Source organism: Pseudomonas sp. P4_C3, assembly GCF_056402075.1.
In genome coordinates, this window is record NZ_JBFUIC010000012.1 from 1 (window position 1) to 13,920 (window position 13,920).

Consider the following 13,920-nt stretch of genomic DNA (forward strand, 5'->3'; position numbering starts at 1 on the left):
CAACGGCAGCGTCTGGCGCCGCGCGAACACCCGCGTGAGCAACACCGAGACCACCACCAACCAGACCGACCTGTTTGGCGATGTCTACATTGCCGGGTTCAAGAACAGCTTCTCCACCGGTGTCGAATACACCCACGAGGAAAGTGAAAAATCCTCGTACAATGTCAACACGGACACCACCCCGGGAACAGCAGCGGTGACCACCAACTGCTCGCCGGCACTGATCGGCGCGCCAAGCGGCTTCAACTGCACCTCGCTGTCCAACCCGAACCCGAATGATCCATGGAACGGTGCCATCTCGCGTAATTACGCCGGCACCAACACCAAGGCCGACACCTACGCACTGTACGTGTTCGACACCCTGACGTTGTCCGAGCAGTGGCTGGTGAACATGGGCCTGCGGTATGACCATTTCAATACCCAGTACCGTACCTTTGACGGTTCCGGCGCCACCGTCGTGACCAAAGGCAACGCAGCCAAAGGCAAGGACACCAGCGAATTCGTCACTGGCCAGTTCGGCGTGGTCTACAAGCCAGCCGAAAACGGCAGCATCTATGCGTCCTACGCGACGTCTGCCACGCCACCGGGCAACACCTTGGGCGAAGGTTCGGAAGGCAACCCGTTGGGTGGCACGCCGGATCGCAACGGCAACCTGCTGAGCAGCGACATGGAGCCGGAAACCACCAAGAACTACGAAATCGGTACCAAGTGGGATCTGCTGAACAATCGCCTGTCGTTGACCGCCGATATCTTCCGCACCGAGAAAGACAACGCTCGTGTGCAGACCAACACCACCACCTTCGAAAACGTCGGCAAAACCCGCGTTCAAGGCATCGAACTGTCGGCCAGCGGCAAGCTCACCGACAAATGGCAAGTGTTCGCCGGTTACGCCTACATGGACAGCGAACAAATCGATGGTGGCCCATTGGGCGCGGCCAATGACGGCAACCAGTTACCTAACACGCCGGAAAACAGCGCCAGCCTGTGGACGACCTACCAGGTCACGCCAAGGCTGACCATCGGTGGCGGTGCGTTCTATGTCGATGACGTGTTCGGCAGTACCGCCAACACCACCATGGTTGATTCCTACGTTCGTTACGACGCGATGGCGGCCTATAAGCTGACCAAGAACGTCGACCTGCAACTGAACGTGCAGAACCTGACCGACGAAACCTACTACGACAAGGCGTTCTCGACTCACTTCGCCAACCAGGCGGCCGGTCGTACCGCACTGCTGAGCACCAACTTCCATTTCTGATAGACGTGTGAAGCCCGAGGCCCCGTTCATCCACATGAACGGGGCTTTTGTGTGTAAGAAAGAATGCTTCTCGACAACCCCACGGCATAATGCGCGCCGTGATGAATCAATTTGAACGAACAAGGCGAGCGACGTGTTGAAGAAAACCCTGTTCCAGTTGCACTGGTTTTTCGGCATCAGCTCCGGGCTGGTCCTGGCCCTGATGGGCATCACCGGGGCAACGGTGTCGTTTCAGGATGAAATCCTGAATGTGCTCAACCCTTCCGTGTTGCAGGTCGAAAAACAGGTCGCCGGTGTGCTGCCGCCTGCCGAACTGGTGGAGCGCATCGAAGCCGTGTCGGGCAAAAAAGTCTCGATGCTCACCGTGGAAACCGACAGCGGCAACGCCGCCAAAGTGTGGTTCACCCCGCCGCCGGGTGAGCGCCGAGGCGAGATGCGCTACTTCGACCCGTACACAGCCGAATTCCTCGGCGACGCCACCGGCCAGGACTTCTTCGGCCTGATGCTGCAACTGCACCGCTTTCTCGCCATGGGCGACACGGGTCGGCAGATCACCGGTGCGTGCACGCTGATCCTGGTGTTCTTCTGCCTGTCCGGCCTGTACCTGCGCTGGCCTCGCCAGTGGAGAAGCTGGCGCGCCTGGCTGACTCTGGACTGGAAGAAAAAGGGTCGCAGTTTCAACTGGGACCTGCACTCGGTGGCCGGCACCTGGTGCCTGGTGTTTTACCTCCTGGCGGCGCTGACCGGGTTGTCCTGGTCCTACGAGTGGTACAACAAGGGGTTGACCCGGTTGCTCTCCGACTCACCGCAGAACGAACGCGTTCGCGGCGGACGCGGCCCTGCGCCAAGCGGTCCGGCACCGACGGCCGATTACGCGGCGATGTGGAGCAGCATCTACAGCGCGGCCGGTCCGCAACTCAGTTCCTATAATGTGCGCATGCCGCCCGTGGCCGGCCAACCAGCGACCGTGTACTTCCTGCTGAAAACTTCGCCTCACGACCGCGCCCTCAACCAGATCACCCTCGACCCGGCCACCGGTGTGGTCAAACGGGTTGATCGCTACAGCGACAAGAGCCTCAAGGCGCAACTGCTGACCAGCATCTATGCGCTGCACGTCGGCAGTTACTTCGGCATCGTCGGGCGCATCATCCTGACCCTCACCGCGTTGACCATGCCGCTGTTCTTCGTCACCGGCTGGATGCTGTACCTGGATCGTCGGCGCAAAAAACGCCAGATCAAGGATGCGCGCAAAGACCTCGTGCAAACCGCCAGCGATGCGCCGGCGTGGCTGATCGGCTTCGCCAGCCAAAGTGGTTTTGCCGAGCAGTTGGCATGGCAGACCGCCGGTCAATTGCAGGCCGCAGGCTTGCCGGTAAAAGTGCAACCATTGGCGGACGTCAGCGAGCAGGACTTGCATGAATCGAACAATGCCTTGTTCGTCATCAGCACCTTCGGCGACGGCGAAGCACCGGACAGCGCCCGCGGTTTCGAGCGCAAGGTACTGGGCCGGGCACCGAGCCTGGGACGCCTGAATTATGCCGTCCTTGGGTTGGGCGACCGGCAGTATCAACACTTCTGCGGTTTCGCCAAACGCCTGCACGCCTGGTTGGGTGAACATGGCGCAAAGACCCTGTTCGCCCCGGTGGAGGTCGACAGCGGTGACCCTTACGCCTTGCGTCACTGGCAACAGCAACTGGGCCTGTTGACCGGTCAGGCCCCCGTGGATACCTGGCAAGCACCCAACTACGACAACTGGACCCTGCTGCGTCGTGAACTGCTCAACCCGGACAGCAGTGGCTCGCCGGTGTACTTGTTGGGCCTCAAGCCTCCTTCCACCAGCAGCTGGCTGGCGGGCGACCTGGTGGAAGTGTTGCCGCGCAATTGCCCGTGGGCCATCGAGCATTTCCTCGACGGCCTGGGCATTCACGGTGAAACCAGGGTGCAACTCAACGGCCTGGAGGAAACCCTCGAACAGGCCCTGGCCAGCCGCCAGTTGCCGGAGAACCGCGCCCATCTGGTCGGCCTGCACGCCCAAGCGTTGGCAGAGGCCCTCGTGCCGTTGGCCATGCGCGAGTATTCCATTGCGTCGATCCCGGCCGATGGCGTGCTGGAATTGATCGTGCGCCAGGAAGTGCATGCCGACGGCAACCTCGGCGTCGGCTCCGGTTGGCTGACCGAGCACGCGCCCGTAGGCAGTTCCATCAGCCTGCGAGTGCGGCGCAATAGCGGTTTCCATCTGCCGGCGCAGCCGGTGCCGATGATCCTGCTGGGCAACGGCACGGGGCTGGCCGGGTTGCGCAGCCTGCTCAAGGCGCGGATTGCCGACGGTCAGCAACGTCACTGGCTGCTGTTTGGCGAGCGCAATCGCGAACACGATTACCTGTGCCGAAAGGAGCTGGAGGAGTGGCTGATCAATGGTGATCTGGCGCGCCTCGACCTGGCGTTTTCCCGCGACCAGGCCGAAAAGGTTTACGTACAGGATCGCCTGCGCGAATCGGCAGCCGAGCTCAAGAAGTGGCTGGCGGACGGTGCGGTGATCTACATCTGCGGCAGCCTTCAAGGCATGGCTTCAGGCGTGGACCAGGTGCTCAACGAGGTGTTGGGCGCCGCCGAAGTGGAGCGCCTGATCGAACAGGGCCGCTACCGCCGCGACGTGTACTGATTCACTGAATTCCCTGTGGGAGCGAGCTCGCTCCCACAGGGGCTTTGTGTCCAGCGATCAGACCGGCTGCAACTTCTGCTCAAACACCGACACACCATCCAGATCGCGCAACACCACGCTCAACTCCCCGCTCTGCCCATCGATGTTCACCTCGCCAAAAAACTGAAACCCGGCAAACGGCGAGAGGTTCTGCGCCGGTGGGGCCTTTTCGAACACCGCTTCAGGACCAAAGGTTTTATCCAGCGGATTCGGCCCGTAGCTGCCGGCATTCAAAGGCCCGGCGACGAACTCCCAGAACGGTTCGAAATCCTGAAACGCCGCCCGATCCGGGTGGTAATGATGGGCCGCGCAGTAATGCACATCCGCGGTCAGGAACAGGAAATTGCGCACCTGCTGCGCCCGCAGAAAGCCGAGCAATTCGGCGATTTCCAGTTCGCGGCCCTGGGCCGGGCCGGGGTCACCGTTGGCCACCGCGTCCCACCTCGTGACACCGGGGCTGACTTCGCCGTCCCCTTCGCCGAGGCCGATGGGCATGTCGGCGGCGATCACTTTCCATTGCGCATTCGAGGCCTGCATTTCGCGCTTGAGCCAGTCCAGTTGCTCACGACCGAGGAATGGCTTGGCCTCGCCCAGATTGTCGTCATTGGCCCCGCGATAACTGCGCATGTCCACCACGAACACATCGAGCATGGGCCCGTAACCGAGCTTGCGATAGATGCGCCCGCCGCCATCGGCGCTCTGCCAGCGCATCGGCGCGTATTCGAGCCAGGCCTGGCGTGCGCGGTCCACCAGACTGTGGATATCTTTGCTCTGGTAACGCGCACCCAGCTGCTTGCCGGGCGACCAGTTGTCCACCACTTCATGGTCGTCCCACTGCCAGATCTGCGGGACCTCGGCGTTGAAGCGACGGATGTTTTCGTCCATCAGGTTGTAGCGGTAATTACCACGGTACTCATCGAGGGTCTCGGCGCCTTTGCTCTTGGCCTCGGTGGTGATGTTGCGCCATACCCGGCCGCCTTCTGTGGTGAGCTGCGCCCGGATCGGGATATCGGCGTAAATGATGTCGCCGCTGTGGATAAAGAAGTCCGGCAGCCGCCGGCGCATCGCCTCGTAGATGCGCATGCCGCCAAAGTCCGGGTTGATGCCGAAGCCCTGGCCGGCGGAGTCGCCGCTCCAGACAAAACGGATGTCGCGCCGGGTCTGCGGCACGCTGCGCAAGTGACCGAACCAGGGCTCGCTGGCAACGCCGCTCTGGGCGTCCTCAAACTGCACGCGATAGAAAATCGCCTGGTCGGCGGGCAGCCCGCTGAGTTCGACCCGAGCGGTGAAATCGGTGCGCGCATCGGCCAGGGGCGAGACGAAACGTCGAGGGTTGGAAAACAGGCTGCGGGTGTCCCACTCCACCACCATCCGCGCGGGGCGATCGCAGCGGCTCCAGATGATCGCCCGGTCGCCCAGCAGGTCGCCGGACTGCACGCCGTCGGTGAGTTGCGGCCGGTCCTTGACCGAAGCGATCACCGCCGGCGCCAGCCCCGGCAACAGCAATCCGGCGCCGACCGCTTGCATGACACGACGGCGCCCGAGGTTGAAATCGCTCATGGTGTTCTCCCTGAAAAAGGAAAAACTAAAGCATGGCCCTAAGACCCTGGCATGACACAAATATCTACTAGCAATGCAGATCCATTGTAGGAGAGAGCCTGCTCGCGATAGCAGTGTAACAGTCGCCATATTTGCTGAATATCACGCCGTCATCGCGAGCAGGCTCGCTCCTACAGGATTGGGTGTCAGGCGCTGACGGGCTCTACCGCCAGCTCCACCGCCTCCGACCGTTTCACCAGCGCATACACCACCGCCGTCAACAGGCTCCCTGCCACAATCGCCAGCAAATAAAGCAGCGCATGGTTGATCGCATTCGGGATCGCCAGCACGAACAACCCACCGTGGGGCGCCATCAGTTTGCAGCCGAAATACATCGACAGCGCACCAGTCAACGCACCGCCGGCGATGCTCGCCGGAATCACCCGCAACGGGTCTTTCGCCGCAAACGGAATAGCCCCTTCGGAGATGAAGCACAGCCCCAGCACCAGTGCTGCCTTACCGGCTTCGCGCTCAGTCTGCGCAAACTTGCGCCGCGCAATGAACGTGGCGATGCCCAGGCCGATCGGCGGCACCATGCCGGCCGCCATGGTCGCCGCCATCGGCGCGTAACTCTGCGACGCCAGCAACCCGACCGAGAAGGCATAGGCCGCCTTGTTGATCGGCCCGCCGAGGTCGACGCACATCATGCTGCCCAGCAATACACCCAGCAGAATCGCGTTGGTGGTGCCCATGCTGTCGAGGAAATGCGTGAGCCCGGCGAGCATGCCGGCGACCGGTTTGCCAACCACATAGATCATCACCAGGCCGGTGAACAGACTCGCCAGCAACGGAATGATCAGGATCGGCTTCAGCGCCTCAAGACTTTGCGGCAAACGTGCATAACGGTTGATCGCCTTGGCCACATAACCGGCCAGAAAACCGGCAATGATCCCGCCGATAAATCCGGCGCCCAAGGTGCTCGCCAGCAGACCGCCGATCATCCCCGGCGCGAGGCCCGGACGGTCAGCGATGGAATAGGCGATATAGCCTGCCAGCAGCGGCACCATCAACTTGAATGCAGTGTCGCCACCGATCTGCATCAACGCCGCCGCCAGCGTGCCCTGCTCCTTGAATGCGGTGATGCCGAACACGAACGACAAGGCGATCATCAGTCCGCCGGCCACCACCATCGGCAACATGAACGACACGCCGGTCAGCAGGTGTTTATAGACGCCGGTTTTCTCTGATTTGGCTGGGCCCTTGGCGCTGCTCGAAGCGCTTTCCTGCTGGCCTTCGGCCAAGGCCTTTTTCAAGGTCGCTTCAGCTTGCTTGAGAGCGATACCGGTGCCACAGCGATAGATTTTCTTGCCGGCGAAACGCTCGGTGGCGACTTCGATATCAGCCGCCAACAGCACCACATCGGCCTCGGCGATCGCTTGCGCGCTCAATGGATTGCGCGCGCCGACCGAGCCCTGGGTTTCCACTTGCAGGTCATAGCCCAGGCGTTTGGCCGCTTGCTGCAAGGCTTCGGCAGCCATGAACGTGTGAGCGACACCCGTCGGGCACGCGGTGACGGCCACCAGTCGCGGCGTGTTTTGAGGCACCGTCACAGGTTCGACGACGGCTTCGTCAGCGGCGTAAACCTGAGCCTCCTGCGCACCGCGCCGCAACACGGCTTCCACGTCTTGCAGGGCCTGGGCCGGGGTGCTCTGGAACAGCCGCTTACCGACAAACCGCGACATCTCCACCGGCGCGCTGGTCACCAGCAGCACCCACTCGGCCGCGTCCAGGGTGGCCGCCGACAGTTGTTTTTCGGGATGCGCGGCATCGGTGATTTCGACACTGGTGCTCCAGCCCTGACGCTGAGCCGCGGCATCGAGCAGCCGGGCACACAGCACACTGGTGACCATGCCGTTCGGGCAGGCCGTAACGATGGCTAACTTCATGACAAACCCTCTTATTGTTCTGTCAGGGGACGCACGCGCACACCCTGTTCGAGCTGCGCCAGTTGCGCTGCATCGCCAATGCCGAATCCGATCTGGGTCACTGCCATCGCGGCAATCGCCGTGGCGGTGCGCAAGGTCTGCTCCGGCGTATCGGCACTGAGCAAACCGTGGAGCATCCCCGCCAGCAATGAGTCGCCCGCGCCCACCGTACTGGCGACACTGACCCTGGGCGGAGTGGCATGCAGTGCCGAACCGACGCTGAACCAGTTCACACCCTCGGCACCATGGGAAATCACCACATGCTCGATGCCCTGGGCGTGCAAGCGCTCCGCCGCCAAGGCCTGGGCACTGACCGAGACGACCTCGCAATCCAATACTTCGGCCAGCTCTTCAGTGTTGGGTTTGATGAGCCACGGTCCCGCTTTCAGCGCTGCGCGCAATGCCTCGCCGCTGGTGTCGAGGGCGACGTTCAAGCCCAACTTCTTCAAGCGCAAAATCAACGCCTGCAACCATTGCGCACTGACGCCCATCGGCAAACTGCCGGCAACCACCACCGCATCATGGCCCGGGGCAATCTGCTCCAGTCGCTCCATCAAGGCCTGCTGCGCCGCTTCGCTGACCTGCGGTCCCGGCCCATTGATGTCGGTGATGCGTCCGTCGCTTTCCGCCAGTTTGATATTGCTGCGGGTTTCACCGGGAACGCGGATGAACGCATCGACAAAACCGCGTTTAGCGAACAATGTTTCGAACGCTTGCAGGTTGTCTTCGCCAAGAAAGCCACTGACGGTCAGCTGATGACCGAGGTCCGCCAGCACCTGCGCCACGTTCACGCCTTTGCCGGCGGCGTGGGTGTGCATCACCTCGCTGCGGTTGACCTGGCCGGCGTCAAGGCGCGGCAACTGGACGGTCAGGTCCAGCGCCGGGTTGAGGGTCAAAGTAAGAATCCGGGCCATTACAGGGCCTCCACTAGTGCGCGCACTTCATTGGCGCTGCCCACGGCCAGGGCCTGTCGGGCAAGGGTTTGAGTCTGAGTGAAGCCCAGTTCGCGAATCCGCGCCTTGACTTCGGCAATGCTGCGAGCGCCGACGCTGAGTTCGTCCACCCCGAGGCCGATCAGCACCGGCACTGCCAACGGGTCGGCCGCCAGTTCGCCGCACACACCGACCCATTTACCGTGAGCATGAGCCGCGCGCACGGTGATGTCGATCAGTTGCAGCACCGCCGGATGCAAGCCATCGGCCTGGGCCGACAGCGTCGGATGGCCACGGTCGATGGCCAGGGTGTATTGGGTCAGGTCGTTGGTACCGACACTGAAAAAGTCGACCTCTTTGGCCAGCACCGGCGCCAGCAATGCCGCCGATGGCACTTCGATCATGATCCCCAGTTGCAGGTCGGCGACCGGGATTTCCTGGCGCAGACGTTCGGTCATGTCACGGGCCTGGCGCCACTCGTCAACACTGCCCACCATCGGGAACATGATCCGCAGCGGCCGGTTGTCGGCCGCCCGCAGCAAGGCGCGCAATTGCGCTTCCATGATCTGCGGGCGCTGCAAGGTCAGGCGAATGCCACGCACGCCGAGGAAGGGGTTTTCTTCCTTCGCAATCGGCCAGTACGGCAGYGGTTTGTCGCCACCGACATCGAGAGTGCGCACCACCAGCGGCCGCCCGGCCAGACCGTCGAGGACGCGGCGGTACTCGACTTCCTGGGTCGCTTCGTCGGGCGCTTGCGAGTGGGCCATGAAAATCAGTTCGGTGCGCAACAGGCCAATGCCTTCGGCGCCCTGCTCCACCGCGCCGGTTACGCCAGCGCTTTCACCAATGTTGGCGAACACTTCTACGGCGTGGCCATCGGTGGTCAGCGCCGGTTGATGGCGCCGTTCAGCAGCCGCCTTCAAGCGTTGCTCGCGGGTATCGCGCTCGGCGGTGGCGCGCTGCAAGGTCGCCGCGTCGGCGTCCACATGCAGGCGACCCCGCTGGCCATCGAGCAGCAATGGCGTACCCGGCGCCAGCAGCAACACGCCGGGGCCGGCGCCGACCAGTGCCGGAATGCCCAAGGCCCGGGCAACAATCGCACTGTGCGCCGTAGCGCCACCCCGGGCGGTGAGAATCCCGGCCACGCGAGCCGGATCCAGACGCGCGACGTCGGACGGGCCAACCTCGTCCATCACCAGAATGTACGGTTGATCCGGCTCGCTCGGGGTTTCGATGCCACTGAGCTGCATCAGCACCCGGCGCCCGATGTCGCGCAAGTCGGCTGCGCGCTCGGCCAGCAAGGCATCCTGCAACGCTTCCTGCTGCCGGGCCGCCGCCTCAATCACAGCCATCCACGCCGCCTGGGCGCTTTCGCCCTGCTTGAGGCGCGCATCGACCTCATCGGTCAGTTCCGGGTCGTCGAGCATCTCTTGGTGGGTGATGAAGATTTCGCGGATGGCTTTGCTCTTGCTGCGCTCGATCAGGCCCTGAATGTCACGACGCACCTGCGCCAGGGCGTGCTGGAGACGCTCACGCTCGATGCCGGCGGACTCGCCGCGCAACGGGTAATCGATGGTTTGCAGCACTTGAATATGCGCCGGGCCGATGGCAATCCCCGGGGCGGCGGCAATCGCCTGGACCACGCTGCCTGACACCGGGGCGAGGACCACTTCGGCCATATCGGCAACGACTTCGCGTGCCTGGCTTACTGGCGGCAGCGGCTCGACTTCCTCACCGAGGCCCTCTTCGATGGCGGCCAACAAGGCCGGCAACGCATCAGCCGCGATGCCCGGTTCGGCAATGATTTCCAGAACCTGTCCCCGACGGGCGCCGAGGCTGAGCAACTTGCTCAAACTCTTTACCGACACCGCGCTGTCGTGACCATCGACAATGCGCACGCGGATGTCACCTTCAAAACTCTTTGCCAGTTGCGCGAGGATTTTCGCCGGCCGCGCATGCAAACCGTGGGCGTTGGCCAATGCAATTCGCGCGCTGGGCCAGTCGGCGGGCACTTCACCACCGAGCACTTCGAGGACTTTGCGGCTGCTGGTGGCGCGTCCCAACTCATGGCCACGCCCTTCGATCAACAACGCGCACAGGCGTTCGAGCAGCGCTTGATGGGCCTCACCAAGGCTGGCCAGGCAGAACAGTCCATTGAGTGGCTGGCCGAGATAGCGCAGCGGTTTGTCCGGGGTGACGAAGGCAAGGCCAGGGCGCTTCACCGTTTGCTCGCTGTGCAACCACCACAGGCCATCGCCCAGGGGCAGCGCTTCAACCTGCTGCAGCACGGCGGAGAAACCGTTGCTCACGCAGTCGGCCTGCCGCAACAGACGTGCGCCGCGCCAGACCAGCTCTTCGAAATCTTCGGCCGCCACACCCAGGCCGATCATCTGCGCATCCAGCGCCAGCTCCTGCGGCGCGCCTTGCAGCAACTTCAGCAATGCTTCGGCGGAACCGGCGCGACGCAGGGCCTGGCCCAGATCCGTCTCGCCGAGGGCGCGGGTCAGCAATTGCAACAGGCGCAGGTGTTCATCGGATTTGGCGGCGATACCGATCGCCAGGTAAACGATATGACCATCGCCCCAGTCCACGCCATCGGGGAACTGCATCAGGCGCACACCGGTGGTGAACACCAGGTCGCGGGTTTCGGGCGTACCGTGGGGGATGGCAATACCTTGACCGAGAAAGGTCGAGCCTTGGGCCTCCCGCGCCTGCAAACCGGCGAGATAGCCCTCGGCAACCAGGCCGTCGGCGACCAGATGCCGGGCCAACAATTGCAGCGCTGCGGATTTATCCACAGCCGACTGGCCCATGGAAATCTGCTCTACAGTGAGCTCGAGCATGTGTTCTCCTTTTTGGCGCCTTGGGGCGCCAGGTATTGTTTTGAATGAGCCAGCTCAGGCGCTTGGTCGTCATTTTGGCGGTTTCACGGCAGAACCGGCCAAAGGCGCCTCTAACGTAGAAAATACGCTTGCTGAAACGTTTAATCTAGAATGAATGGCACGTTACTCGATAATGTCCCATCCTTGAAGCTCAACTTGTCGGATGCGTTGCGACAATGGTCGCCTGCCTTAATCGGTTAGGATTGACGAAAATGTCGAGGCAATCTCGAAAAAACAAGGAAACAGCGGGTTGAAACTCAGTGATATCGCCCAGTTGGCCGGTGTGTCCGTCACCACCGCCAGCTATGTCATCAATGGCAAGGCCGAACAACAGCGCATCAGCAGCGCCACCGTCGAACGCGTGCGCGCAGTCGTCGAACTGCATGGCTTCACGCCTAACCCACAGGCCGCTGGCTTGCGCAGCCGACACACGCGCACATTGGGGTTCATTCTGCCGGATCTGGAAAACCCCAGTTACGCGCGAATCGCCAAATTGCTGGAACAAGGTGCGCGAGCCCGGGGCTATCAGTTGCTGATCGCCAGTTCCGACGATGCACCGGACAGCGAACGGCAATTGCTGCAACTGTTCCGCGCCCGGCGCTGCGACGCACTGATCGTTGCCAGTTGCCTGCCGACCGGCGACGACAGCTATCGCCAATTGCAGGCCAAGGGCCTTCCGATCATCGCCATCGACCGGGTCATGGAGCCCGAGCATTTCTGTTCGGTGATCAGCGACGACCGCGAGGCCAGCCTGCAACTGACCCGCAGCCTGCTGGAGCCGCTGCCCAGGCACATCGCGCTGATCGGCGCCCGCCCAGAGCTGAGCATCAGCCGGGAACGTGCCGCTGGCTTCAAAGAGGCGCTCGTCGGGTTCAACGGGGAAGTGCTGATCGAAGAAGGCGAATCCTTCAGTCGCGAGTGCGGCAAACAATTGATGGACGAGTTGCTGCAGCGCCTGGGCCATTTACCCGATGCCCTGGTGACCACCTCCTACGTGCTGCTTCAGGGCGTGTTCGATGCGCTGCACGACTTCCCGCTGAGAAACCGCCCGCTACGCCTCGGCACGTTCGGCGATACCCAGTTACTGGACTTCCTGCCACTGCCGGTCAACGCCATGGCCCAGCAACATCAGCTGATCGCAGACAAGGTCCTCGCGCTGGCCCTGGCAGCCATCGAGCAGTCTGATTACCGGCCCGGCGTGCAAGCCATCCCGCGCACGTTCAAGCAGCGTATTCTTCAGGACTGAACCGTGGAGCTGATCGACACCCACACCCATCTGGATTTTCCGGACTTCGACGCCGACCGCCAGGCGCTGCTGGCCGAAAGCCGCGCCCTGGGGGTGCGGCGGATCGTGGTGCTGGGGGTTTATCAGGCCAACTGGCAGCGGGTCTGGGAGCTGGTGCAGAGTGATCCCGACCTGCACGCCGCGTTCGGATTGCACCCGGTGTACCTGGACGATCATCGACCGCAACACCTGAGCGAACTCGGTGACTGGCTGACCCGTCTGGCCGGCCATCGGCAACTGTGTGCGGTGGGCGAGATCGGCCTGGACTACTTCATCGAAACCCTGGACCGCGACCRTCAGCAGGCGTTGTTCGAGGCGCAATTGCAACTGGCGGTGAATTTCAATCTTCCGGCATTGATCCATGTGCGGCGTAGCCATGCGGCGGTGATTGCCACGCTCAAACGGTTTCGCCTGAAACGGGCCGGCATCATCCACGCCTTCGCCGGCAGCCAGGAAGAAGCGCGGGAATACATCAAGCTCGGTTTCAAACTCGGCCTTGGCGGCGCCCCGACCTGGCCGCAGGCGCTACGCATGCACCGCGTGCTCGGCGGACTGCCACTGGATTCGGTGGTGCTGGAAACCGACTCGCCGGACATGGCCCCTGCCATGTTCCCCGGCCAGCGCAACAGTCCGGCACACTTGCCGGCGATCTGCACGGCACTGGCGCAATGGATGGCGATCAGCCCGGAACGATTGGCGGCTGCCAGCACCGCCAACAGCTGCGAAGTGTTCGGCTGGTAATCAGTCGACGTGAGCCCTGGCAGCCTCCAGGACCAGCGTCAGGTGCTGGCGCCGGCGGAAATAAAGGACCACCGCGAAGTACACGAATATGACGATCAGCGAAGCATTCAGCTGTTCGATGACGCTGAGCATCCCCAACCACTCCATCACCAACGCCACCAGCAAGGCAGTGCAAACCATCACCCGCAGGCTGGCGCGCAACAGCGAAAAAGAGTCGAGGGACTTGAAGCGTTTGAATTGTTCCGGGCAACGTAACTGAACGTGCTTCTGGCAGTGGGCACAGGCAAACGCTTCATTGATCGAAATGGCGTTGAGCTGCCAGGGTTGAAGCAGCAATGTGCGCTGACAATGCGCACAGCGCCCCTGGATTCCTGATGTTGCAACAGACATAACCGGGTTTCCTCCATGAAGTAAGCCGCGTAACTCTTCCTTGATTGACATCCAAAATCCAGTGCACGGAGGAAATCAGGAGGACTCCCACCCGTAAAGGGAAAAAGTATTACGAAACTTTCCGACAGTACACCAAAATTGTGGGAGCGGGCTTGCTCGCGAAAACGGTGGGTCRGCCACATGGATGTTGGATGTGCYGMCGCCATC

Annotated in this window: 9 protein-coding genes; 4 read left to right on the plus strand and 5 right to left on the minus strand. The window is 62.4% G+C overall.

What is annotated here, in order from left to right:
• Positions 1–1,258 (plus strand): TonB-dependent receptor (locus AC1DVH_RS04470; protein ID WP_477752799.1); only part of this gene is annotated, 1,258 nt, incomplete at its 5' end.
• A 133-nt stretch (positions 1,259–1,391) separates the two neighbouring features.
• Positions 1,392–3,920 carry a PepSY domain-containing protein gene (locus AC1DVH_RS04475; protein WP_477752800.1) on the plus strand — a complete coding sequence of 843 codons (2,529 nt, stop codon included), beginning with the start codon at positions 1,392–1,394 and terminating at the stop codon, positions 3,918–3,920.
• Between the two features lie 57 nt (positions 3,921–3,977).
• Here AC1DVH_RS04475 and AC1DVH_RS04480 read toward each other — a convergent pair whose 3' ends face one another.
• The 4 genes from AC1DVH_RS04480 to ptsP all read right to left on the minus strand — a co-directional run bounded on the left by AC1DVH_RS04480 (position 3,978) and on the right by ptsP (position 11,258).
• The gene (locus AC1DVH_RS04480) at positions 3,978–5,519 is read right to left on the minus strand and encodes an alkaline phosphatase D family protein (protein ID WP_477752801.1); all 1,542 of its coding nucleotides are present in this window, start codon (positions 5,517–5,519) and stop codon (positions 3,978–3,980) included.
• A 185-nt stretch (positions 5,520–5,704) separates the two neighbouring features.
• Positions 5,705–7,444 (minus strand): PTS fructose-like transporter subunit IIB, encoded by a 1,740-nt coding sequence (locus tag AC1DVH_RS04485; protein ID WP_477752802.1) that lies wholly within the window; start codon positions 7,442–7,444, stop codon positions 5,705–5,707.
• Between the two features lie 11 nt (positions 7,445–7,455).
• Positions 7,456–8,397, minus strand: a complete 942-nt coding sequence (gene pfkB / locus AC1DVH_RS04490) for a 1-phosphofructokinase (protein WP_477752803.1) — start codon at positions 8,395–8,397, stop codon at positions 7,456–7,458.
• Positions 8,397–11,258 (minus strand): phosphoenolpyruvate--protein phosphotransferase, encoded by a 2,862-nt coding sequence (ptsP, locus tag AC1DVH_RS04495; RefSeq protein WP_477752804.1) that lies wholly within the window; start codon positions 11,256–11,258, stop codon positions 8,397–8,399. Before ptsP ends, pfkB begins: the two co-directional genes overlap by 1 nt.
• Before the next feature lie 289 nt (positions 11,259–11,547).
• Between ptsP and cra the strand changes: the two genes are divergently transcribed.
• Entirely contained in the window at positions 11,548–12,543 is a 996-nt protein-coding gene (gene cra / locus AC1DVH_RS04500) for a catabolite repressor/activator (RefSeq protein ID WP_477752805.1), read from the plus strand.
• 3 nt (positions 12,544–12,546) lie between these two features.
• Positions 12,547–13,323, plus strand: coding sequence for a TatD family hydrolase (locus AC1DVH_RS04505; protein ID WP_477752806.1), 777 nt, complete (start codon positions 12,547–12,549; stop codon positions 13,321–13,323).
• On the opposite strand, the gene AC1DVH_RS04510 is transcribed toward AC1DVH_RS04505, so the two are convergent.
• On the minus strand, positions 13,324–13,713 hold the full coding sequence (locus AC1DVH_RS04510) for a hypothetical protein (protein WP_477752807.1): 390 nt from the start codon (positions 13,711–13,713) through the stop codon (positions 13,324–13,326).
• Positions 13,714–13,920: the final 207 nt, after the last annotated feature.